This window comes from Microbacterium sp. GXS0129 (assembly GCF_044769785.1).
GTDB classification, from domain to species: domain Bacteria; phylum Actinomycetota; class Actinomycetes; order Actinomycetales; family Microbacteriaceae; genus Microbacterium; species Microbacterium nymphoidis.
Genome location: NZ_JBIZVZ010000002.1, coordinates 44,220 through 67,371 on the forward strand (window position 1 = coordinate 44,220; position 23,152 = coordinate 67,371).

22 protein-coding genes are annotated in these 23,152 nt (G+C 68.5%); 18 read left to right on the plus strand and 4 right to left on the minus strand.

The window, feature by feature from the left end; genetic code table 11:
- The first annotated feature begins 125 nt into the window (after nt 1–125).
- From rpsP to trmD, 4 genes are read left to right on the plus strand one after another with little or no spacing between them, the layout of a single operon-like run.
- Complete coding sequence (gene rpsP, locus ACIQJ5_RS06580; protein ID WP_231089881.1) at nt 126–563, plus strand: 30S ribosomal protein S16; 438 nt, start codon at nt 126–128, stop codon at nt 561–563.
- 5 nt (nt 564–568) lie between these two features.
- Nucleotides 569–799 (plus strand): RNA-binding protein, encoded by a 231-nt coding sequence (locus tag ACIQJ5_RS06585; RefSeq protein WP_231089882.1) that lies wholly within the window; start codon nt 569–571, stop codon nt 797–799.
- Entirely contained in the window at nt 799–1,398 is a 600-nt protein-coding gene (gene rimM, locus ACIQJ5_RS06590; protein ID WP_402842163.1) for a ribosome maturation factor RimM, read from the plus strand. The genes ACIQJ5_RS06585 and rimM overlap by 1 nt, the downstream gene beginning before the upstream one ends.
- A gap of 2 nt (nt 1,399–1,400) precedes the next feature.
- Nucleotides 1,401–2,093, plus strand: coding sequence for a tRNA (guanosine(37)-N1)-methyltransferase TrmD (gene trmD, locus ACIQJ5_RS06595; protein ID WP_231089884.1), 693 nt, complete (start codon nt 1,401–1,403; stop codon nt 2,091–2,093).
- Nucleotides 2,094–2,118: 25 nt separating this feature from the next.
- On the opposite strand, the gene ACIQJ5_RS06600 is transcribed toward trmD, so the two are convergent.
- Both ACIQJ5_RS06600 and map read right to left on the minus strand, forming a co-directional pair.
- On the minus strand, nt 2,119–3,717 hold the full coding sequence (locus tag ACIQJ5_RS06600) for a hypothetical protein (protein ID WP_402842166.1): 1,599 nt from the start codon (nt 3,715–3,717) through the stop codon (nt 2,119–2,121).
- Nucleotides 3,718–3,733: 16 nt separating this feature from the next.
- Nucleotides 3,734–4,516 (minus strand): type I methionyl aminopeptidase, encoded by a 783-nt coding sequence (map, locus tag ACIQJ5_RS06605; protein ID WP_231089886.1) that lies wholly within the window; start codon nt 4,514–4,516, stop codon nt 3,734–3,736.
- Between the two features lie 108 nt (nt 4,517–4,624).
- Between map and ACIQJ5_RS06610 the strand changes: the two genes are divergently transcribed.
- From ACIQJ5_RS06610 to ACIQJ5_RS06630, 5 genes are all read left to right on the plus strand, one after another.
- On the plus strand, nt 4,625–5,122 hold the full coding sequence (locus ACIQJ5_RS06610) for an MFS transporter permease (RefSeq protein ID WP_231089887.1): 498 nt from the start codon (nt 4,625–4,627) through the stop codon (nt 5,120–5,122).
- 187 nt (nt 5,123–5,309) lie between these two features.
- Complete coding sequence (gene rplS / locus ACIQJ5_RS06615) at nt 5,310–5,657, plus strand: 50S ribosomal protein L19 (protein WP_231089888.1); 348 nt, start codon at nt 5,310–5,312, stop codon at nt 5,655–5,657.
- A gap of 177 nt (nt 5,658–5,834) precedes the next feature.
- Nucleotides 5,835–6,650: a signal peptidase I gene (gene lepB / locus ACIQJ5_RS06620; RefSeq protein WP_402842170.1), complete on the plus strand. Its 816-nt coding sequence runs from the start codon at nt 5,835–5,837 to the stop codon at nt 6,648–6,650.
- Nucleotides 6,647–7,303 (plus strand): ribonuclease HII, encoded by a 657-nt coding sequence (locus ACIQJ5_RS06625; RefSeq protein ID WP_231089890.1) that lies wholly within the window; start codon nt 6,647–6,649, stop codon nt 7,301–7,303. Before lepB ends, ACIQJ5_RS06625 begins: the two co-directional genes overlap by 4 nt.
- Before the next feature lie 54 nt (nt 7,304–7,357).
- Complete coding sequence (locus tag ACIQJ5_RS06630) at nt 7,358–7,687, plus strand: DUF2469 domain-containing protein (RefSeq protein WP_231089891.1); 330 nt, start codon at nt 7,358–7,360, stop codon at nt 7,685–7,687.
- Nucleotides 7,688–7,729: 42 nt separating this feature from the next.
- Here the strand turns inward: ACIQJ5_RS06630 and ACIQJ5_RS06635 are convergent, their stop codons facing one another.
- Entirely contained in the window at nt 7,730–8,335 is a 606-nt protein-coding gene (locus ACIQJ5_RS06635; RefSeq protein ID WP_231089892.1) for a TetR/AcrR family transcriptional regulator, read from the minus strand.
- A gap of 129 nt (nt 8,336–8,464) precedes the next feature.
- Between ACIQJ5_RS06635 and ACIQJ5_RS06640 the strand changes: the two genes are divergently transcribed.
- From ACIQJ5_RS06640 to ACIQJ5_RS06670, 7 genes are all read left to right on the plus strand, one after another.
- On the plus strand, nt 8,465–9,895 hold the full coding sequence (locus ACIQJ5_RS06640; RefSeq protein WP_231089893.1) for an MFS transporter: 1,431 nt from the start codon (nt 8,465–8,467) through the stop codon (nt 9,893–9,895).
- On the plus strand, nt 9,892–10,836 hold the full coding sequence (locus ACIQJ5_RS06645; RefSeq protein WP_402842174.1) for an alpha/beta hydrolase: 945 nt from the start codon (nt 9,892–9,894) through the stop codon (nt 10,834–10,836). The genes ACIQJ5_RS06640 and ACIQJ5_RS06645 overlap by 4 nt, the downstream gene beginning before the upstream one ends.
- A 259-nt stretch (nt 10,837–11,095) precedes the next feature.
- The gene (locus ACIQJ5_RS06650) at nt 11,096–15,616 is read left to right on the plus strand and encodes a family 78 glycoside hydrolase catalytic domain (RefSeq protein WP_402842177.1); all 4,521 of its coding nucleotides are present in this window, start codon (nt 11,096–11,098) and stop codon (nt 15,614–15,616) included.
- Nucleotides 15,617–15,882: 266 nt separating this feature from the next.
- Nucleotides 15,883–16,245, plus strand: coding sequence for a YraN family protein (locus tag ACIQJ5_RS06655; RefSeq protein WP_402842180.1), 363 nt, complete (start codon nt 15,883–15,885; stop codon nt 16,243–16,245).
- A complete protein-coding gene (locus tag ACIQJ5_RS06660; RefSeq protein ID WP_402842183.1) occupies nt 16,242–17,762 on the plus strand; it encodes a YifB family Mg chelatase-like AAA ATPase in 1,521 nt (506 codons plus the stop codon). Before ACIQJ5_RS06655 ends, ACIQJ5_RS06660 begins: the two co-directional genes overlap by 4 nt.
- Nucleotides 17,763–17,806: 44 nt before the next feature.
- The gene (dprA, locus tag ACIQJ5_RS06665) at nt 17,807–18,997 is read left to right on the plus strand and encodes a DNA-processing protein DprA (RefSeq protein WP_402842186.1); all 1,191 of its coding nucleotides are present in this window, start codon (nt 17,807–17,809) and stop codon (nt 18,995–18,997) included.
- A 211-nt stretch (nt 18,998–19,208) separates the two neighbouring features.
- Nucleotides 19,209–20,108, plus strand: a complete 900-nt coding sequence (locus ACIQJ5_RS06670) for a tyrosine recombinase (protein WP_402842189.1) — start codon at nt 19,209–19,211, stop codon at nt 20,106–20,108.
- 49 nt (nt 20,109–20,157) lie between these two features.
- On the opposite strand, the gene ACIQJ5_RS06675 is transcribed toward ACIQJ5_RS06670, so the two are convergent.
- A complete protein-coding gene (locus tag ACIQJ5_RS06675) occupies nt 20,158–20,655 on the minus strand; it encodes a murein hydrolase activator EnvC (RefSeq protein ID WP_231089900.1) in 498 nt (165 codons plus the stop codon).
- A 649-nt stretch (nt 20,656–21,304) separates the two neighbouring features.
- Here ACIQJ5_RS06675 and rpsB point away from each other — a divergent pair.
- Together rpsB and tsf are read left to right on the plus strand one after the other, a co-directional pair.
- Nucleotides 21,305–22,168 (plus strand): 30S ribosomal protein S2, encoded by an 864-nt coding sequence (rpsB, locus tag ACIQJ5_RS06680; RefSeq protein ID WP_231089901.1) that lies wholly within the window; start codon nt 21,305–21,307, stop codon nt 22,166–22,168.
- Nucleotides 22,169–22,247: 79 nt separating this feature from the next.
- Entirely contained in the window at nt 22,248–23,075 is an 828-nt protein-coding gene (tsf, locus tag ACIQJ5_RS06685; RefSeq protein ID WP_231089902.1) for a translation elongation factor Ts, read from the plus strand.
- Nucleotides 23,076–23,152 lie beyond the last annotated feature (77 nt).

Here is a 23,152-nt window from a genome sequence, read left to right on the forward strand (position 1 = left end):
AGAGCTTCGGATTGCGTGCTCGACCCTCTATCCAGCCCGCATCCACCCCAGAGCTTCCGCCGGGTGTGCACCCCACGCTCCAGGCGATCGGTTCGTTATTCCTCTTCTACATTTCTTGGAGAATTGTGGCTGTCAAGATTCGCCTCAAGCGCCTGGGCAAGATCCGGGCTCCCTACTACCGCATCGTCGTCGCCGACTCGCGCACCAAGCGCGATGGTCGTGTGATCGAGGAGATCGGCAAGTACCACCCCACCGAGGAGCCCTCGATCATCGAGGTCGACTCCGAGCGTGCTCAGTACTGGCTGTCGGTCGGCGCTCAGCCCACCGAGCAGGTCACCGCGCTGCTGAAGCTCACCGGTGACTGGGGCAAGTTCAAGGGCGACAAGGACGCGAAGTCCACCGTCAAGGTCAAGGGCGAGGCCGAGGCTTTCGTGGCGGACGCCGCGAAGAAGTCGGTCATCAAGCCGAAGGCGGAGAAGAAGGTGGAGGCTCCCGCTGAGGACGCCGCTGCTGAGGCTCCCGCCGCGGACGAGGCCGACGCGGCCCCGGCCGACGCCGAGTAATCGCTGTGCTGTCCGCCGCGCTCACCCACATCGTCTCGGGGATCGTCGATCACCCGGAGGACGTGAAGATCACATCGTCCACCTCATCGCGAGGTGAGGTCCTGGAGGTGCACGTGCATCCCGAGGACCGCGGACGCGTGATCGGGCGCGGCGGACGGACCGCGAAGGCATTGCGGACGCTGATCTCGGCCCTCGCCGATGGCGCCCGTGTCCGCGTCGACGTCGCGGACGACTGATGTCCGGGCGTCAGGACAAGACGCAGCTCCGAGTCGGCCGCCTGGTCAAGGCGCACGGACTCAAGGGCGCGTTCAAGCTCGAGCTCTACACCGATGACCCGGACGGTCGTTTCGTCCCGGGCGCGGAATTCACTCTGCAGGTTCCCGAGTCCTCTCCGTGGCACGGGAAGACCATCACAGTTCGCGAGTTCCGCTGGATGAACAGTCACGCCGTCGTCTTCTTCGAGGGAGTGGACGACCGCAACACCGCCGACGAACTCGTGCGTGCGATTCTCTGGATCGATCAGGACGCCGACGCGGGGTCCGACGAAGACGACGCCTGGTACGACCACCAGCTCGTGGGCCTCGACGTCGTGCGTGACGGCGCCGTGGTGGGCCGTCTGGCCCGCGTCGAGCACCTGCCGGCCCAGGACCTGCTGATCGTGAAGACCACAGCGGGTGACGAGGTCATGGTGCCTTTCGTGTCCGCCATCGTCCCTGAGGTGGACATCCGGGGCGGTCGCGTGACGATCACCCCGCCTCCGGGACTCTTCGAGGAGCTCGAAGCGGCGGACGAGGCGGACTCCGCACCGACGCAGGAAGTGGACGGCGAGGACTGATCGTGCGCATCGACGCGATCTCGATCTTCCCGCAGTTCTTTGACGTCCTGGAAGTCTCCCTGCTGGGCAAGGCCCGGCAGAGCGGCATTCTCGACGTGCGCGTACACGATCTCCGCGACTGGACGCATGACCGCCACCGCACGGTGGACGACACTCCCTACGGCGGCGGCGCGGGCATGGTCATGAAGCCCGAGCCCTGGGGTGAGGCGCTGGACGCCATCGCCCAGGACAGCGACGCCCGCCCGATCTTCATTTTCCCCTCGCCTGCCGGGGAGGTCTTCACACAGGCCAAGGCTCGCGAGCTGGCCACCGCGGACCACCTCGTCTTCGGCTGCGGCCGCTACGAGGGCATCGATGAGCGCGTCTTCGACTACGCACGCGAGCTCGGCGACGTCCGCCTGATGAGCATCGGCGACTACGTCCTCAACGGGGGAGAGGTCGCGGTGATGGCCATGGTCGAGGCGATCGGCCGCCTGATCCCGGGTGTCGTCGGCAACCCGGAGAGCCTGGTCGAGGAATCGCACGAGGACGGACTCCTGGAGTATCCCTCCTACACCAAGCCCTCTGTCTGGCGCGGGCGCGAGGTGCCGCCGGTGCTGCTCAGCGGCAATCATGGCGCGGTCGATCGCTGGCGCCACGAACAGCAGGTGGAGCGCACCCGTCAGCGCCGTCCTGATCTTCTGGCCGGGGACTGAGCTCAGCTCGGGAGTGTGACGAGGGTCAGCTCGGGAGTATGACCTGCTCGGCGAGGTGGGGCGGCAGGAGGTCCCGGACACGTCGCAACACCGGGACGGGCGCCGGTGAGTACTCCGGGTACCGGTGAAAGCTGCGCACGAGGGGAACGAATCGATCCTCGAACCGGCCAGCGAGCGCGACCGCCAGGAGGCACGCCGCCGTTCGAACGCCGGGCGGCTCCGGGCTGGCGAGCGCGTCGTCGAGGGCGGTCACCGCAGTCCCGAGATCGGTGCGGGAGAGCGCTTCGCCGAGCAGCAGGACGAGCGTCACCAGCATCGGGTCGTCCGCGACCGAGCGCGGCAGACGCGGGTCGAGCGTCGTGTGCTCGCTCACCGTGGTGCTGCCGGAGAGCACCGCTTCCAGAACGGGCCACGCACCCGCCGCGACGATGGCGTCGAGCGTGACAGGACGTGCGACGCCAGCGCGGAGGTCCGACTCGATGAGTTCAGCGAGAGTACTCGCGCCCGGGGCCTCTGACAGAACGTCATTGCGAAGCCCGGCGAGGCGTTCGACCGCGTGACGGGTCGCGGGCAGTCCCCGGCTGATCAGATCGGGCGAGCCGCCGGCGAACAGGTCGGGTGATGCAGTGACGGCGTGGGCGAGGATCGCCCGGAGCTCGGAGGACACCGCACGGGCGGGGATCGGAGAATCCTCGTCGTAGCCGGCGGGCAAGGCGCGGCGGAGGCGTTCCTCGACGCCAGCGACGCGCAGTGATGGCGGCACATCGGCCCGCGTGAGTTCGTCGTCTCCAGCGGAGAACAGCCACGCCGCTTCGGCGAACGGGCCGACGGCGGTGATCCAGGTCGTCGAAACGTACTCCTCCGAGTCCGCGAGATGTGCCAGCACGTGTCGCGCGTGGTCATCGTGCGCGCCGGCAAAGGCCAGCGTGCCGGCTGCAGCCAAGCGCACGAGCAGCGATGCAGATGTCCGGACGAGGTCGCGGGCACGATCGGTCTCTGCCCGACGGTCGGAGCTGTCGTCCGATGCGGCCAGGAATCCAGCCAGCACCAGCCGGTCGGCGAGCAGCGCCGGATCATTCGTGTCCAGGTCAATGGCGACATCGCCCGGCAGCACGCCCAGCAACGCGAGCAAGCGCCAGGCCTCCGGGTCGTCCGTGCGGTCGGCATAGGCCCGAATGGCCCCCTCATGCGCTGCCACGGCTCCGGCGTACTCCGTACGCGCATCGATGTCCCGCGGCGACCTGACGAAGTGGGTCTCACCGACGGCGATGCGGGCGAGGAACGCCATCGCGGTGGCGTTGTCGCGTTCGACCAGCTCGACGAGGAAGGGAATCGCCGCCTCCGACGCGGAGAAGACCGACCCCTGGTGCGTCGTCGCCGCATACAGACCGTGCGCGCCGTAGGCGACATCGCCGGGATCGTCGCTGGTGATCGCCTCCAGATACAGCGGCGTCTCCGTCGCGGCACCGTAGGCGTCTTCCAGCGAGGTCCAGTCGATGTCTCTCAGGCCCTGCGGCGGCGATGTCCGCCCGCGCAGGGGCGGCCGGGCCAGGCTGTCGTGCTCGATCTCTTCGTTGTCCTGCTCCTCGAATTCCGGCAGCAGAGCGGGGTCGAAGGCCTCCATGGTGGAGCGTGGCGGGTCAGTCGACGCCGAGGAAGGTGCGGTCCGTCAGGACGATCGGGCCGTCCGCGGTGATCGCGACGGTGTGCTCACTGTGCGCACCGCGTGAACCGTCGGCCGACTTGAGGGTCCAGCCGTCGGCATCGGTGACGAGCTCGTCGGTGGTGGCCAGCAGCCAGGGCTCGATGGCGACGACCAGTCCATCGCGCAGCGGGTAGCCGCGACCGGCCTTGCCGTTGTTGGCGATGTGCGGGTCGCCGTGCATCGTGCGGCCCACGCCGTGTCCACCGAAGTCGGTGTTGATCGAGTAGCCCTCCGCGTGGCAGATCTCCGCGATGGCGGCCGAGATGTCGCCGATCCGCTTGTCGGTGGTCGCGGTGGCGATCGCGGCGGCGAGCGCGCGCTGCGTGGTGTCGATCAGCCGGAGGTCCTCATCGCGCGCGGTCCCCACCACGAACGAGACGGCCGAGTCGGCGACCCAGCCGTCGACGGAGGCCGCGAAGTCGAGCGAGACGAGGTCGCCGTCGCGCAGCGTGTAGTCGAAGGGGACACCGTGGAGGACGGCGTCGTTGATAGACGTGCAGATCACCTTGCCGAACGGGCCGGAGCCGAAAGACGGGGCGTAATCGATGTAGCAGGACTCGGCGCCGGCCTTGCGGATCATGTCGTGGGCGTGACGGTCGAGGGTGAGCAGATTGGTGCCCACCTTCGTCTCGTCGCGCAGCGTCGCCAGCACCTCCGCCACGAAGCGTCCTGCCGGACGCATCTGCTCGATCTCGGTGGGCGTGCGCAGCTCGATCATGATTTCCCTTCGATGTTGCTCTCATTCTTCCGCATATCGGCAGGGGGAGTGCTGAACGCCGTTCGGATTCCAGCCCCACACCGGAGGGAACGGGGCTAGCATGACCAGATGGTGATCCGTCGCGCGATGTACAGCTGGTTGCTTCCGGCGGCCTTCGTCCTGCCCGTCTGGCTGCTGATCGGCTGGGCCATCTTCAACCAGAACGGTTTCGCGCTGCTGCCGGTGCTCCTGATCTTCGCGCCGGCCGTTTTCGTCAGCGAGCTCGTCCTCATGCTGCTGGTACGCTCGCGTCCCGGTGTGCGTGCCCAGCGGGCGCTGTCATGGTGGGACGTCGCGGGCTTCGGTATCTGGCATTTGCTCACCATCGGCGTGGGCTTCTACGCCGAGCCCTTGTTTGCCCTCAACCTGGTGCTGGCGATCCTCGCCGCGGTCGGCGTGCTGTGGCTGTGCCTCTGGCAGTTGTGGACCACCACGAAGACGGCGCGCGCCCCTCTGCTCATCCGGGAGACGTTCGATCGGGTACGTCCCGGCGGTGCCGGCTCGGTTGGTGTTGAGGACATCGTGATCGTCGAGGAGTCGCGTCCGGGGCATCCCGCACACTCCTGACAGCGCAGCATTTGGCGTCGCGTTCGGCGACATGCGATAATTGACGCTTGTGCCGTGATCACGCGCGCTTCGGTGCGCCCACGCGAACACTCCGCCACAGGGGAGTACCGGCTGCAAGGCGCACGAAAAAGCAATTGCTACCCATTCTTATGCGGCTGACCTGTGGCGGGCGCAGGAAGTGAAGATCATGCAGATCCTCGACTCCGTCGACGCAGCCTCTCTGCGCTCCGACATTCCGGCTTTCTTCCCCGGTGACACCGTCAAGGTGCACGTGAACATCGTCGAGGGCTCGCGCTCTCGTATCCAGGTGTTCCAGGGCGTCGTCCTGGGTCGCCAGGGCGATGGCGTTCGCGAGACCTTCACGGTCCGCAAGATCAGCTTCCAGGTGGGCGTCGAGCGCACCTTCCCGGTGCACTCGCCGGTGATCGACCACATCGAGGTCGTCACCCGTGGTGACGTGCGTCGCGCGAAGCTGTACTACCTGCGCAACCTGCGTGGCAAGAAGGCGAAGATCAAGGAGAAGCGCGAGAGCTGAATCGCGCCACTCCGACGGCACCCCGCGACTCCGGTCCGGGGTGCCGTTCTTTGTGTCGCATGCACCGGCATCAGGGCCTTCACAGGCGCGCCGCCACGCGAATCGCCGGGACCACACCGCGGAGTGTGGAACGATTGATCCGGTGCGCGGATTCTTGCTCGCGCCACGAAGGATGTCATGTCAACTGCCGAGCCGTCAGCCCCGCTCACCCGCCGAGACGCTCGGCGTGCCCGTCGCGATGACGCTGAGAGCCGCTCGCGTGGCTGGGGGGTGTTCCTCCGCGACGTCGTCGTGATAGTGCTCATCGCCCTGCTGGTGTCGTTCCTCGTGAAGACCTTCGTGGTGCGCTCCTTCTACATCCCCTCGGGCTCGATGGAGAACACCCTGCAGGTGCAGGACCGGATTCTCGTGGACGAGCTGACCCCGCGTTTCACGGACTATCAGCGCGGTGACATCATCGTCTTCCGCGACCCGGGCGGGTGGCTCGAGGGGCAGTCACCGGCGCCGTCCAAGGGTACTTTCGTCGACGGTGTCGAGTGGGTGCTGTCGCTGGTGGGCCTGGCCGCCCCCGACAGCTCGGATCACCTCATCAAGCGCATCATCGGGCTGCCGGGCGACCACGTGGTGTGCTGCAACGCGCTGGATCAGATCGAGGTCAACGGCGTGCCTCTCGAGGAGTCCGCCTACGTGAAGCTGGCGCCGGGCCAGAAGATGCCCAGTGTCGTGCCGTTCGACGTCACCGTTCCCGCCGACTCGTTCTGGGTCATGGGTGACAACCGGGATCGCTCGCGGGACTCCCGGTACAACCAGGACCAGCCGGCCAAGGGCTTCGTGCCCAGCGAGGACGTCGTCGGCCGCGCCTTCCTGCGAACCTGGCCGTTCGATCGCTTCGGCGGGCTGGGGACGACGGGTGACTCGTTCGCCGGGGTGCCCGACAGCGACTCCGGTGATGAGCCGGTGATCGACCCGAGCCCGGCGGCTACGGCGGGATGAGTCCGATCCTGCCCACGCTCGATCTTGAGCGCGAACTGCTTCGCGATCATCGCTGGGTCATCGCGTGCGATGAAGTGGGGCGCGGCGCGCTTGCCGGTCCCGTGACGGTCGGTGCCGCCTTCTTTGATGCGTCTCGGCTGTCCGAGCCCATCCCCGAGGGGCTGCGGGACTCGAAGCTGATCGTGGAGAAGAAGCGCGCCGACGTCGCCGAGCGCGCAGCGTCCTGGGTCGGCGCGAGCGCGCTCGGCTGGGCATCGGCGCAGGAGATCGACCAGGTGGGCATCATGCGTGCGTTGGGGCTCGCCGCCATCCGCGCGATCGACGGGCTTGCCGCGCTGGATCTCGACCCTGCCGAGGGGATCGTGATCCTCGACGGCAACCACGACTACATCTCGCCAGCCGGAGGCTGGGGCTATCGCGTCCGGCCGGTGATCAAGGGGGACCGCGACTGTGCGTCGGCATCGGCGGCATCGGTGATCGCCAAGGTTGAGCGGGATGCGCTGATGGAGCGTCTTCACATCGACACCCCGGTGTACGGGTGGGACCACAACAAGGGTTATGCGAGCCAGGCCCACCGCGAGGCGATCGAGGCGCACGGCATCTCCGTGCACCACCGTGCATCATGGTCGTTCAGCGGGAACACGCTGTTCTGATCGTGCCCGGCGCCGCACTCACCGCCCGCTGTCCCGGCATAGGATGGAGGCAATATGGATGAGGATGCTTTCGACGACTACGACCGCGAGCTCGAACTGGCGCTCTTCCGCGAGTACCGCGACGTGGTGCGCCAGTTCACGTACGTGATCGAGACCGAGCGTCGCTTCTACCTCGCCAACGACGTCCAGCTGGAGCGACGCGACTCCGAGCATGATTTCTACTTCGAGCTCACGATGAAAGACGTCTGGGTGTGGGACATCTACCGCGCAGATCGCTTCGTCAAGTCGGTGCGGGTGCTCACCTTCAAGGATGTGAACATCGAGGAGCTGTCCAGCAGCGACTTCCAGCTCCCGGCAGATCTCTCGCTCGACGGGGACCAGTGACGCGAGCCGCGGGCGGGGAGTGAACGCCGCGGCGATCCGGGGTCAGATCTCGACCGTCACGAGACGCTGGATACCGGAGCTCACCAGTGCCACCATGTCGACGTGGTCGCGATCGAGGAGCCACTGCGTCTGTACTCCGTCGGTGAGCGCGATCAGGCCTCGGGCTGCGGATTCGGGGTCAACATCGTCGGCGAGCTCACCGCGAGCGGCAAGGGCTGCGAACGTGCCGCTCAGGAACCCGACCGCGAACTCGTACCGCTCGCGCAGGTAGTCGTGCAGCGGATGTTCAGCTGACGTCGCCTCCGCGGCGAGGGCCACCTGGAGTTCCACCATTCGCGGGGCGCTCTGGTTGTATCGCGCGGCGTCGATCCATTGCCGCAGTACCCCGATGGGGTCATCGAGCGAGGACATCCGGCGGATCGCCTCCTCGTCGCGCCAGCCGAGCACCGCGTGCAGCAGTTCGAGCTTGGTGGGGAAGTAGTGGCGAACGCCGGCGTGCGTCAGCCCCGCTTTCGCGGCGACCTCGCGCAGTCCGCCGTTGCGATAGCCCGCGGTCGCGAACACCTCGAGCGCGGCCTCCAGGATCGCCGTCCGGCGGGCTTCGCCCTTCGCATAGCGCCGCGGCGCGGGAGCCGGATCAGTGGTCACGCATCGAGGCTACCCCAGCCGCCGATGCCCGACGCGGACGGGACAACAGAAAACCACCCAAGTGGGTGGTTTTCTGTTACTGTCGTCTCAGCCGAGCCGCAGGAGCTCGCACGACGCCCTGGAGACACCATGGTCAATGCCGACCCGACGCTCGTCCCCGACAGCCCGCCCGCCGATGGGCCCGGCACCTCGGTCCGCTATGTGCGGGGACCGGCGTTTCGTCGTTACCGCCTGAGCTACGTACTGGCGGGGCTGTCGATCGCTGCCATCTGGGGTGCCGTCGGCGGCATCCTGCTGCCACTGCACGTGCAGCAGATCGAGTTCGCACAGTTCTTCACGGGGGCAGACTCGGGAATCGATCTGCAGGCGCTCACCGAACTCAAGTATGCGGTCGACGCCGGCAGCACCACGCCCACCGAAGATCAGGAACGTCAGCTCGCGCTGCTGGCCGAGTTCGAGGCCGCGCGCGCTCTCAGCCTGTCCGCGATCGCCGTCGTGTCCTCGATACTCACGATGCTGATCCAGCCGATCGCCGGGATCCTCTCCGATCGCACCCGCTCGCGGTGGGGCCGTCGGGCCCCGTGGATCGTGGCCGGTGCCGTGATCGGTGCGGCGCTTCTCATCGCGATGCGATTCTCGCCGACGATCGGAATCCTGCTGCTCACGTACTCGCTGGCGCAGCTGGGACTCAACCTCGCGTCCGGGCCCCTGAACGCGACCGTGGCCGATCGCGTGCCCGCCGGCCGGCTCGGCACCATGTCTGCGCTATCGGGCTTCGCGACTCTCATCGGCGGCGCGATCGGCTCCATCGTGGCGGGCGCCTTGTTCGCGGTGATGGGCCTCGACGTCTACTTCCCCTTCGCCCTCGCGGTGATCGTCTTCACCGTGCTGTTCGTCCTGATGGCTCGGGACCGTTCTTCTCGCGATCTGCAGCGCGCGCCCATGTCCGTCACGGCCTTCCTCGCCTCGTTCACGGTCGCACTGCGCGATCGGGACTTCCGCTGGCTCTGGATCGCCAAGGTCGCGTTGCTGTTCGGCGGTGGTGTGTCCGGTGCGTTTGGGGTGTACATGCTCCAGAGCTACATCCGTCCGGGGCTCTCAGCGCAAGAAGCGGCCCAAATCGCGCCCGTTCTTGCGCTCGTGGGTATCCCCGGAACTGTGATCGCTCTGCTGGTCGCGGGCTGGTGGTCCGACAAGGTGGGTCGCCGCAAGCCTTTCGTGATCGGCTCCACGTTCCTCATCGCCGGCTCCATGTTCATCCCTCTGCTGAGCCCCACGCTTCCGGCGCTGATCATCCAGGGGGTGGTGGCCGGCCTCGGCGTCGGCACGTTCCTGACTGTCGATCAGGCGATGTTCATCGACCTGCTGCCGGAGAAGGACGCCGCCGCTCGGGATCTCGGCGTGAGCACGCTCGGCGGCAACCTGGGCCAGGCGCTCGGGCCCCTGCTCGCGGGTGTCGTCGTCGCGGTCACCGGCGGCTACGCAGCCCTGTGGATCGTGGCGATCGTCATCGTCGTGATCGCCGCGCTCCTCGTCTTCCCGATCCGGAGGGTGAAATGAGTCAGATGCGCGCGCCATACCGGCCGACCGCGCTGAATGCGCTCCGTGCGCGGGCACTTCTGCGCAGCGCGGCGCGACTCGTGCGAGAGGATCGGACGTGCACCGCCGAGATCGTGGCGCGCGAGCCCGAACTCGGCTCCGTGAGCGTCGAGGATGTCTCCCTGCCCGGGCCGCACGGGCCGGTACCGGTGCGTCTGTATTGTCGCGAGGGACAGACACCGAGCGCCGGCTTCGTCTGGGTGCACGGCGGCGCATGGATGTTCGGGACGCTCGACTCCCCGGAGGCGCACTGGGTCGCGATGTCCATCGCGGCACGGGGGATCGCCGTCGCGTCGGTCGACTATCGCAAGGTGCGCGGGCGAGTCTCCTTCCCTGTGCTCTCGGACGACGTTCTCACCGCGTGGCGCTGGGTGCGCGCGAACGCGTCGTCCAGGCTCGGAACCGCGCCGGAGCACCTGCACCTCGGCGGTGCCAGTGCCGGGGCGAACCTCGCTGCCGGAGTCGCGAAGCGACTGATCGCCGCAGGTGAGGACCTGCCCGCGACCCTGGTGGTGGCCTACCCGCTCGTGCACTTCCAGCTGCCGCCGCTGCCGGACGATGTGCGTGCCGCGCTGGAGCGAACCCCGCCGCCGTTTCGGTTCACGCCGCGCATGGTGAGCATGCTCAACCTCAACTGGGCGGGCGTTCGCCATCACGACGATCCCGTGGCCTTTCCTGGGCTCGGCCCGCTCGACCGCATGCCACCGACCTTCATCGTGGACGCGGAGGCGGACGAACTGCGGGCCTCGTCAACGGTGTTCGCTGCCGCTCTGGCGGACGCCGGAGTCGACGTCCGCCACGAGACCGTGCCGGGCACGTTCCATGGCTACCTCGCCCAGCCGGAGACCCCGGGAGCGCGCGACGGCGTTCACCGGATCGTCTCGTGGATCGGTCAGCACTGATGCGCTGGGCGACACAGGGTGACGGTGACGGAGAAGCCCGGATCGATCGTCTCGTGGATCGGTCAGCACTGATGCGCTGGTCGATACAGGGTGACGGTGAGGGAGAAGGCCTGATCGATCGTCTCGTGGATCGGTCAGCACTGATGCGCTGGGCGATACAGGGTGACGGTGAGGGAGAAGGCCGGATCGATCGTCTCGTGGATCGGTCAGCACTCACGTGTCCGTCCGCGACCTGCCGGCGGCGATGAAGAAGGACAGCATGACCACACCACTCACTGCCCAGATGATCACCCCGGACCACCCGGTCGACGGTGCACCGGCGCTGCGCAGGGTCTTCGGTCTCGACGAGAACCATGGCCCGATCGCGCACGCGGAGGTGCATGCCACGGCGCTCGGTGTGTGCGAGGTCCGGGTGAACGGCATCCTCGTGTCCGCCGATCTCCTCACGCCCGGATGGACGAGCTACGAATGGCGACTGCGCTACGCCACCTGGGATGCGACAGAGGCGCTGACGGCATCGCGCGGATCTCGTGCGGTCATCGAGGCCGTCATCGGGGCCGGCTGGTACTCGGGTCATCTCGGGTGGGAGGGCAACAGCGCGGTGTACGGCTCCGAGCGTGCCGCGCTCCTGGAACTGAGGATCACCTTCGCCGACGGGCACGTCCAGACGGTGGGAACCGATGAGCGCTGGACGTCCGTGGCCACCTCGACGGTCGCGGATGATCTCTACGACGGTCAGCGGATCGACCGCAGGATCGACGACGAGGCCAGGTTCGTGCCGGCGCCGGTCGACGGCGAGGCCGCTGTGCGCGTGATCCCGTTCGATCACACCCGTCTCACTCCGTATCAGTCCCCGCCGGTGCGCCGCCAGGAGGAGCTCGAACCGGTCCGGGTCTGGCGTTCTCCGTCGGGCGCGCTGCTCGTGGACTTCGGGCAGAACCTCGTCGGGTGGACGCGGCTCACCACGCGTGGAGATGCGGGTCGGGTGATCACGGTGCGTCACGCCGAAGTACTCGACGAGGCCGAGCTCGGCACACGGCCACTGCGGCGCGCACGCGCGACCGACGAGTTCGTGCTCTCCGGGGGAGACGACGTCTTCGAGCCGACCCTGACCTTCCATGGGTTCCGCTACGTCGAGGTCGCGGGGTGGCCGGGCGAGGATGAGGAGCTCGCCGGCGCCGTGCGCGCCGTCGTGATCGGATCGGACCTCACGCGTACGGGCACGTTCCGCAGCTCTCATCCGCTGCTCAACCGTCTGCACGAGAACGTCGTGTGGGGCATGCGCGGCAACTTCGTCGACGTGCCGACGGACTGCCCGCAGCGCGACGAGCGTCTGGGGTGGACCGGGGATCTCGCCGCGTTCGCCGAGACCGCGGTGTATCTCTACGATGCTGAGGCCTTCCTCGCCGACTGGCTGCGTGACCTCGCCGCCGAGCAGCGAGCAGCGGACGGGCGCATCCCGGTCGTCGTGCCGGACAACCTCAAATACGAGAACACCGGTGCGCTGGCCGCTGTGATGGGGTCCAGTCTGGTGATCGCGCTCTGGAATGACGCCGCCTGCTGGGTTCCCTGGGCCATGTACGAGGCCTATGGCGACCTCCGTGTGCTGTCGGAGCAGTACTCGTCGATGACCGCTCATGTGCGTCGTACCGAGGTGGCCCTGTCTGAACGAAACCTGCTGGAGGGCGGCTTCCAGCTGGGTGACTGGCTGGATCCCACCGCGCCCCCGGACGCGCCGCACCAGGCGAAGGCCGACCCTGCCGTGGTCGCCACGGCGTGCGTCTACCGGTCGATCGTGATCGCCCGCGATGCTGCCCGTGTGCTCGGTCACGATGCCGACGCCGCGGAATTCGACGCCCTGGCTGCGCGGATCCGAGGCGGCTTCACCACTCACTGGGTGCGCAGCGGGCGGATCCACAGTGACGCTCCCACCGTCTACGCGCTCGCCATCGTGTTCGGGCTCCTCGACGATGCCGAGCGGGCCGCCGCCGGTGCCAGGCTCGCGGCGCTCGTCGCCGATGCCGGCTACGTGATCACCACCGGCTTCGCAGGCACGCCCTTCATCCTCACCGCATTGTCCGACACGGGGCAGCTGGAGACGGCGTACCGGCTGTTGCTGCAGGAACGGTGCCCCTCCTGGCTGTATCCCGTCACGATGGGCGCGACCACGATGTGGGAGCGGTGGGATTCGATGCTCCCCGACGGCACGATCAACCCGGGCGAGATGACGAGCTTCAACCACTATGCCTTCGGCGCCGTCGCGACATGGTTGCATCGGGTCGTGGCGGGTCTCGCACCGGCAGCTCCCGGGTACGCCCGGGTGCGTATCGCTCCCCGGCCCCCGGCCACCGGGGTGGTGTCGGCGGAGACGGCATTCGAGTCCCGCCACGGGCGCATCGCCGTGGGCTGGAGCGTGGAAGACGGGACGCTGCAGGTCGTGGCCAGCATTCCCGAAGGCGTGACAGCCTCGGTCTCCCTGCCGTCGGGTTTCACGTCCGAGGTAGGAAGCGGTGAGCACCGCTGGAGCGAGCCCTTCTCGCAGGCGGCGGAGGACGAGCTGACCGGCGTGGCGCTGGACGGTCTCCGCGCCGAGCGCGAGCGCGACGAGCGGGTGCTGGCCAAGGCCCGACTGCTCGGTGGCGCCAGCTTCTGGCGGACGGCCGAGGGAGAGGGCGTGCGCGCGCTGACGCTTGTCGACGGCCCGCACGGCCTGCGCTACCAGGACGGTGCGACCGATCACCTCGGGGTGAACGACAGCCGACCCGCCACCTGCTTCCCGCCCTCAGTCGCGCTCGGGTCGAGCTGGAATGCGGAGCTGGCGCACGAGATCGGCGAGGCCATCGGCCGGGAAGCGCGGGAGGTCGGTGTCGACGTCGTGCTGGGTCCTGGAGTGAACATCAAGCGCTCGCCGCTCGGCGGACGAGGTTTCGAGTATTTCTCCGAAGACCCGCTGCTCACCGGCGTGCTCGGCAGCGCCTGGGTGCAGGGGCTTCAGAGCACGGGCGTCGGGGCATCCCTTAAGCACTTCGCCGTGAACAGCCAGGAAACCGACCGTATGCGCGTGGACGCGCGCGTGGATGCGCGGGCGCTGCGTGAGATCTATCTCCCAGCCTTCGAGCGCATCGTTCGGGAGGCGCAGCCGGCGACGGTGATGAGTGCCTACAACGCGGTGAACGGGGTGTTCGCATCGGAGAACCGCTGGCTGCTGACGGAACTGCTGCGCGACGAGTGGGGCTTCACCGGTCTGGTCGTCTCCGACTGGGGCGCAGTGAAGGATCGCGTCGATGCGCTCCGCGCCGGGCTGGATCTGGAGATGCCGGCCTCGGGCGACACCGGCGCGCAGGCGCTGCTCGACGCGGTGCGCATCGGGCAGCTGGATGAGGCCGCGCTCGACCGTTCGGTCTCCCGGCTGGCGGCGCTCGCGGATCGCACCGCACCGACTGCCGTCACGGGCGTCGACCACGCGGCGCACCATGCGCTGGCTCGCCGCGCCGCCGGAGAGTCGGTCGTGCTGCTGCGCAACGAACATGCCGTGCTCCCGCTCGCCGCGACGTCGCGGATCGCCGTGTTCGGGCACCTCGCCGTCGCGCCGCAGTTCCAGGGCGGAGGTAGCTCCCACGTCACTCCCACGTGCGTGGACGATCCGCTCCAGCAGCTCCGCAGCGTCTTCGAGGGTGTGGACTTCGCGATCGGGTACGGTCCTGGCGGTGATGCGCTTGCGCACCGCGAGGAGGCCGCTGCGTTGGCCGGGACCGCGGACGTCGCGGTCGTGTTTGCCGGTCTCTACGAGTCCGATCAGACCGAGGGACGAGATCGCACGGATCTCAGCCTGCCCGCTGACCAGGTGGCGCTCATCCGTGCCGTCGCCGCGATCGCTCCGAGAACCGTCGTCGTCCTGATGAACGGGGGCGTGGTCGATCTCGAGCCCTGGCACGACGATGTGGACGCGATCGTCGAGGCCTGGGCGGGGGGTCAGGCGGTCGGGGGCGCGGTCGCCGACGTGCTCTCGGGCACCGTGAACCCTTCGGGACGGCTGGCCGAGACGATCCCGCTGGACCTGCGCGATACCCCGAGCGCGCTGTCCTTCCCTGGAGAGTCAGGCACCGCGCTGTACGGTGAGAGTATCTTCGTGGGCTATCGGCATCACGTCTCCACCGGACGCGTCGTCCGCTATCCGTTCGGGCACGGTCTGTCGTACACCCGCTTCGCCAGCGCGCTGGTGCAGTCGCGGTCGGTGGGCACGGACGCCGTCCGGGCGCGGGTACGGGTCACGAACACAGGCGCCTGCCGGGGCGCCGAGGTCGTCCAGCTCTACGCCGGTCAGATCGAACCGCGCGTCCGTCGGCCGCTGCGCGCGCTCGCGGGCTTCGCCAAGGTCGAGCTCGATCCGGGCGAGACGATCGAGATCGAGATCGAGGTGGAGCGGCGCACGCTCGCGTACTGGGACGAGGCGGCGAGTGAGTACCGGGTCGACCCCGGGAGATACCGGATCGAGCTCGGTCGCTCGTCGATGGACATCGTGGATTCGGTGGAGGTCTTGCTGGAGGGCGATGCACCGGTGGTTCTGCCCCTGACGCTTGCATCGACAGTGGGCGAGTGGTTCACGCATCCGGTCGTCGGTCCGGCACTGCGCGGTGCCATGGGAGCGGATCCGGCGGCCGAGCCGCCCGCCGACCTCGCGCTCGTCGCGTCGATGCCGATGGGGCAGTTCGCCCGGTTCATCGCCACCGGCATCCCGGAGGCAGTGCTGCACCATTTCATGGCGCTGAGCGCCCCCTGACCGACGAGCCATCCGCCCGCAATTGATTCATCGACGATGGGGGGCAGGGAGCTCCCGCGTGTCCGCCCACTCGGCGAGGCTGGGCCGAGCGTGATCGATCGGCCGATCCCGGGCCCCGATGCGCGCGCGGGACGACGTCTCTGTGAGCTCGTCGGTGGCGACGAGGACCGAGCTTTCGTTCCTCCCCAAACCTGTCGGCGGTGTGATCGATTCGGCGTCACGGGACCGCCGGTCCGGCACGTCCGCTCTGCCCCCATGCTCGGGGGATGGCAGCGAAGGATGAACGAGGACGAGCAGGCGAGGATCGCGCGTGCGCGCACCTGATGGCGCAAGGATTCGAGATCGTCGACCGCAACTGGCGGACCGCGTCCGGGGAGCTCGACATCGTTGCGGTGCGCGGAAGAGCCCTCGTCGTCGTCGAGGTGAAGGCACGGCGCACCACCGACTACGGTGATCCGCTGGCGGCCGTCGATGCGCGCAAACTCCGACAGGTGTGGCGACTCGCGTTCGACTGGATGCGACGACATCCAGACCATGCCCGCGGCCGGACGCTGCGTGTGGACGTGATCGGTATCACGGGGGAGGACCCGGCCACAGCGGCGCTCGCCCACCTGGAGGATGTCCGATGAGTGTGGCGCGGACCTGGGCGGTGGCGTTGAACGGCATCGACGGCGCGATGGTGGAGGTGGAGGCGGATCTGTCGGCTCACACGCCGGGGTTCGATCTCATCGGACTGCCGGACAAAGCGCTGGGCGAGGCGGCGCGGCGGGTGCAGAACGCCTGTGCGAACCAGGGACTTCCCCTTCCCCGCCGGAGAATCACCGTGAACCTCTCGCCGGCCAGCCTGCCCAAGCGAGGTGCGGGCTTCGACGTCGCGGTGGCGATCACCGCGCTGGCGACCGAGCTTCCGCTGGATGCCGGCTCGCTGGCGCGTACGGCGCATGTGGGGGAACTCGGGCTGGACGGTCGCCTGCGACCGTTGCCCGGGGTGTTGCCTGCCGTGCACGCAGCGGTACGCGCCGGAAAGCAGCGGGTCGTCGTGCCCGCGGCCTGCCGGGCAGAAGCCGAGCTGGTCTCGGGAGCTGACGTTGTCGCCGCGGTGAACCTGACCGATGTCGCGCGCGCCCATGGCGCTCTGATCGATCCGCGGGAGGAAGAGCCGCTGCCCACACCTTCGGTCGTCGCGGTCGAGCCGGCCGACCGGCTCGACCTGGCTGACGTTGTGGGACAGCGCAGCGCGGTCGATGCTCTGATCGTGGCGGCGGCCGGCGGTCACCACATGCTCCTCAGCGGTCCACCCGGCGCCGGAAAGACGATGCTCGCGGCGCGCCTGCCCGGGTTGCTGCCGGACCTGGACGAAGACCGGGCGCTCGACGTGGCATCCGTGCGATCGCTGTGCGGAGAGTCGGTTCTGCACCTGCCGCGCCGCGCCCCTTTCGAGGCGCCGCATCATTCGGCGACCATCCCGTCACTGGTCGGCGGAGGCTCTGGGGTGATCCGTCCCGGAGCCATCGCCCGGGCCGCGCATGGCGTGCTCTTCCTGGACGAGGCGGCAGAGTTCGCATCGTCTGCGCTGGACGCCCTGCGCCAGCCCCTGGAGTCGGGGACGATCACGATCCACCGGACGGGAACCACCGCGTCCTACCCGGCGCGGTTCCAGCTGATCCTCGCCACCAATCCGTGCCCCTGCGGCAACTACGGTGTGCGCGGCGCGGAGTGCACTTGCCCGCCGGTTGCGGTTCGCCGGTACCTGACCCGGCTGTCCGGCCCACTGCTGGATCGGGTCGACATCGAACTGCCTGTCACGCGCGTGACGGTGGCCTCGGGGGGAGAGCGGGTGACAACCGCGCAGGCCCGAGACAGAGTTCTGGAAGCTCGCGAGCGGGCACGGCGGCGATTGTCCGACACGCCGTGGCAGACCAACGCGGAGGTGGCGGGGCCCTGGCTGCGCACCGGTCCCCGGCGTCTTGGCTCCGCAGTCTCCGCTCCGCTGGATCAGGCGCTGCGGCGCGGCGCCCTCACTCTGCGCGGGTATGACCGCGTGCTGCGGCTGGCCTGGACGCTCGTCGATCTCCGTGGCGCGCATGAACCCGAACTGGAAGACGTGGGTCGTGCGCTTGCGTTGAAGAGGGGAGTGGGCCTGTGACGCAGCGGAAGGCGGCTGATTCAGGGGATTCGAGGGGCTCGGCCATGTCGGCCGCCCCAGCGATGAACGAAGGTCCCGCGACGACGAAGAACCAGACCCGGCAGCACCCGCCGGACGAGGCTCACGCCCGGATCTCCTGGAGCCAGATCATCGAACCCGGGGACGCTGATGCCGGCGTGCTCATCGACCGGCACGGTGCGCGGGAAGCATGGTCGCTGGTGAGACGGGGAGCTGCGGCGCTGACAGCGGAGGCTCCCGCGGGCGAAGCGGCACGATGGCGGAAGGCCGCTGCCCGATGGTCCCCGCGGCTCACCGGCGTCGACGTCGATCGTCAATGGGTGCGCGCGCGCCGGTGCGGAGCGACGCTCCTTCTTCCCGGGGACCCCGAGTGGCCGGTCGGTCTTGACGACCTTCAGGAGTCGCGACCGGTGCTGCTCTGGGTGCGCGGTGACACCGACGCACTCGCCACCGCGCCTCTGGTCGCCATCGTGGGGGCACGCGCCGCGACGGGCTACGGCGAGCACATCACGGCGGAGATCGCGGGCGAGCTCGCGGCTCGGGGGATCGCGATCGTCTCCGGAGCCGCCTACGGTATCGATGGCGCGGCGCACCGCGCCACTCTCGCCTGTGACGGAACGACGGTCGCGGTGCTCGCCGGGGGAGCGGATCGCGTGTATCCGGCCGGTCACGCCGCCTTGATTGCGGACATCTCCCGCGCAGGAGCCGTTGTGAGCGAGGTCCCCCTCGGCAGCGAGCCCACGAAGTGGCGATTTCTCGCGCGCAACCGCCTCATCGCCGCGATGACGGATGCGACCCTGGTGGTCGAGGCCGGGTGGCGTAGCGGCTCGCTCAACACCGCCGGTCACGCGGCCGCCCTGGGCAGACCCCTGGGCGCTGTTCCCGGTCCGGTCACCTCCGCCGCGTCCTCCGGCTGTCATCGACTGCTCCGCGAGTACGACGCCGTCTGCATCACGGGTGCCGACGATGTGGTCGAACTACTCCCCGGCGCAGCCGCGTCGCCGCCCCTCGATCACCTGTCGGTTGAGCTGCCCGAAGCCGCCCGCCTGGAAGCGGTGCTGTCCACGCGCGTTGCGCGAAGCACGGAGGAGTTGGCCGCCCGCGCCGCGATCTCCGTTGCCGACGCGGAGGCGCTTCTCGGGCTCTGGACGCTCACGGGCCGCGTCGAGCGAGACACGGCGGGATGGCGCGCCTCACGGAAGTCTGCGGGCCGCTGAGGCCCAGGGAGACGGAGGGCCGCGGGAAGATGCGCGGAGGCCCAGAGGCGAACGGATGCGGGGGGAAGCACAGAGATCGCGACAAGCAGGCTCCGGGAGGTCGAGCTGATGTGGGCGATTCGGCGTGCGGGTGGGGCGGGCGTATGGCCAACCGCGGTGCTCTTCGGCATGGCATCTCGGCATGCGCTGACAGGGCCGCGAGGATCGTCGTGTGGAACTGAGTGCCGCAGCCGAGAGCTTCGTCGAGCACCTTGCGCGGGTGCGGCGGTTGTCGGCTGCGACGGTGCGCGCATACCGCAGCGACCTGGCCGATCTCCACGCGGCGACCGGGGACACTGATCTGCGGAACGTCGGTCTCGAGGAACTGCGGGACTGGCTCTGGCGTGCCAGCCAGCGCGGCGACGCGCGCAGCACCATCGCGCGGCGAACGGCCGCTGTTCGCACCTTCTTCGCATGGGCTCTGGAGGAAGGGCTTGTTCCGCACAATCCCACGCTACGTCTGGTGACACCGAAGAAGCCGCAGACGCTGCCGGCTGTCGCGACCGCGGACGGAGTTCGCGACATGCTCGATGCGCTGGGCGCGCGTGCGGCTGAGGGGGACGTGACCGCCCTGCGAGATCACGCCATGCTGGAAATGCTGTACGGGGCGGGGATCCGGGTGTCCGAGCTGTGCGGACTCGACGTCGTCGACGTCGATCGAGACCGAGCCACGGTGCGGGTTCTCGGCAAAGGTTCGAAGGAGCGGGTGGTGCCCTTCGGTGCGCCTGCGTTGCGCGCGCTCGACGGCTATCTCGTGCGCTCACGGCCCGCGTTGCAGGCCCGTGCCGAGCCGAGCCCTGCCCTCTTCCTCGGCACTCGCGGCGCCCGTATCGGATCGCGGACGGTGTACGGCATCGTGGCGCGCGAGCTCGGGCCGGTCCTGGGAGAGCGCACGGTCGGGCCACACGCACTGCGCCACTCCGCGGCGACGCATCTGATCGACGGCGGTGCCGACTTGCGGGCAGTCCAGGAACTACTCGGCCACGCAAGTCTGGGCACGACCCAGATTTACACCCATGTCTCCTCCGAGCGCCTATCCGCGGTGTACCGCACCGCGCACCCACGCGCATGAGGCCTATCTTCTCGACGGGCCGATGTCGTAAACGGGATCTCGGTCACGGCTATCCGATCTCCGAACAACAGGGGAGAAGGATCGCCCTCGGCACGCCGCCGAGCATGAGCAGCGGGTTGATGTACTCGCCGTTGAGGCGAACGCCGAAGTGCAGCTGTCCGGCAGGTGCATGACCTCCCGTCGCGAGGGTCCCGATGGGGTCGCCGCCGCGCACCGACGTTCCGGCGGCGAGCTCGGAGCGGACGGGCTCCAGGGTGGTGATCAGACCGTTGCCGTGATCGATGGTCAGGAGCGGGCGATCCACCACCGTCCCGACGAAGGCGATCACGCCCTCGGCCGGTGCCCGTATCCCGGTGCCCCCGCCGAGCGGCAGGAGGTCGATGCCGCGATGTCCCGCGCCGTAAGCGTGCGGGGGAGCGAGAAAGGGTGCGACGACGCGGACACCGCCGTCGAACGGCCAGGACCACCCTTCACCACGCGGGATCGTGACCCGGGAGGCACCTGCGAGCCGTGATGACGCCGCCGTGGATTCGGTCGCGCGCGCCACAGTCGACCGGGGCGCCGAAATCTGCTCGTGTCCCGGAAGCAGCCCGTGTCCCGGAAGCAGCCCGTGTCCCGGAGGTAACTCGTGTCCCGGAACATGCCCGGAGCCCTGGCCCGGTGTGGGTGGGAAGTGTGTCACTGGCGCGCGGGTCGGTGCTGCAACGGACGGGTCCGGCCAGCCAGCGAGCCCGAGGAACAGGAGCACTACCGCTCCCGCCAGCAGAGCAGGACGTCGTCGGTGACGAGCGGACCGAGCGGCCCGCCGGCGGCGCCAGAGCCGTGCGAACGAGCATGACAGGTCGATGCCGAGGTGGTTCATCCGCTCATGTTCGCCATCCGGTCCGCACGGCGGGCGCCATCGAGCAGGACGACGAGGAGATCCCGCAGCATACGGACCTGGGGAGGACGAACAGGATCATGTCGGCTACGTGCAGACACACGATGGCCGCACATCTCTCGGGCCCCGCGCACTGCTACACTGAAAGGGCACTTCGCATGTCGGAGTGACTTCGCGTGCCTTGCACGACCACGGTCGTGGCACACATCCCCAACGGTCCTTTCGAGGCGGGGCTGTGTCTGGCACCAGGTAGTGGGCATCCACGAATTCAACCGCAACAACGGCGCGCCGCGCGCCCAGAAACAGGAGAACGACCATGGCAGTCGTCACCATCCGCCAGCTGCTCGACGCTGGTGTGCACTTCGGACACCAGACCCGCCGGTGGAACCCGAAGGTGAAGCGCTTCATCCTCACCGAGCGCTCGGGCATTCACATCATCGACCTGCAGCAGTCGCTGGCCTACATCGACCGCGCGTACGACTTCGTCAAGGAGACGGTCGCTCACGGTGGCACCATCCTCTTCGTCGGCACGAAGAAGCAGGCACAGGAAGTCGTCGCCGAGCAGGCGACCCGCGTCAACCAGCCCTACGTGAACCAGCGCTGGCTGGGTGGTCTGCTGACCAACTTCACCACGGTCTCCAAGCGTCTTGCGCGCATGAAGGAGCTCGAGGAGCTCGACTTCGAGAACCCGTCCGCTTCGGGCTTCACCAAGAAGGAGCTCCTCCTCAAGAAGCGCGAACTCGACAAGCTGCACAAGTCGCTCGGCGGTATCCGCCACCTCACCAAGACGCCGTCGGCCATGTGGGTCATCGACGCCAAGCGTGAGCACCTCGCCATCGACGAGGCCAAGAAGCTCGGTATCCCCGTGATCGGTATCCTCGACACGAACGCCGACCCGGACGACCTGCAGTACCCGATCCCGGGCAACGACGACGCGATCCGTTCCGTCGCGCTGCTGACGCGTGTGATCGCCGACGCCGCCGCCGAGGGCCTGATCGCCAAGCACCAGCCGGCCGACGAGCAGGCCGCTGAGCCGCTGGCCGAGTGGGAGCGCGAGCTCCTCGAGCAGGGCGCACCGGTCGTCGAGGGCTCTGAGGTCGAGGTTGTCGCCGACGAGACCGCTGCGGACGAGGCCGGCGCCGAGGCTCAGGCCGCCGCCGTGGAGACCGAGGCCAAGTAAGCCATCAGCGGGTGGCGCGTGAGCGCCACCCGCTGCCCATCCATTACAGCTGCCACTTACATCACAGAGGAGCCACACAATGGCAAACTTCAGCATCGCCGACATCAAGGCTCTCCGCGAGCAGCTCGGCACGGGCATGGTCGACACCAAGAAGGCGCTGGAGGAGGCTGACGGCGACGTCGCGAAGGCCACCGAGATCCTGCGCCTCAAGGGTGCCAAGGGCAACGCGAAGCGTGCCGACCGCTCCACCAGCGAGGGTCTGATCGCCGCGTCCGAGCAGGACGGCAAGGTCACCATGATCGAGCTCGCCTGCGAGACCGACTTCGTCGCGAAGAACGAGCGTTTCATCGCCCTCGCCGACAAGGTCCTGGCTGCCACCGCGGCGGCCGCTGCCGACTCGGTCGAGGCCGCTCTCGCCGCTCCGGCCGGAGACCAGACGGTCGCCGAGCTGATCAGCGACGAGGCCGCCATCATCGGCGAGAAGGTCGAGCTGCGTCAGGTGCGCACCGTCTCGGGCGAGAAGTTCGAGGTCTACATGCACCGCACCAACAAGGACCTGCCGCCGCAGGTCGGCGTGGTCGTTGCGTACACCGGTGACGACGCCGAGGCCGCTCGCGCCATCGCGCAGCACATCTCGTTCGCGAACCCCTCGTTCCTGAGCCGTGACGACGTCCCGGCCGAGGACATCGAGAAGGAGCGCGAGATCGTCACGAAGATCTCCCTCGAGGAGGGCAAGCCCGAGGCTGCCCTGCCGAAGATCGTGGAGGGTCGCGTCAACGCGTTCATCAAGCAGGTCGCCCTGCTCGACCAGGACTACGCCCGTGACAACAAGCTCACGGTCGCCCAGGTGGCGAAGGACGCCGGCATCACGGTGACCGCTTTCGCCCGCTTCAAGGTCGGCGCGTAAGACCTTTTTCAGGGCCCGGATCGTGTGACGATCCGGGCCCTTCTTCACGCACACACACCAGCGCGCTACGGTTGAGC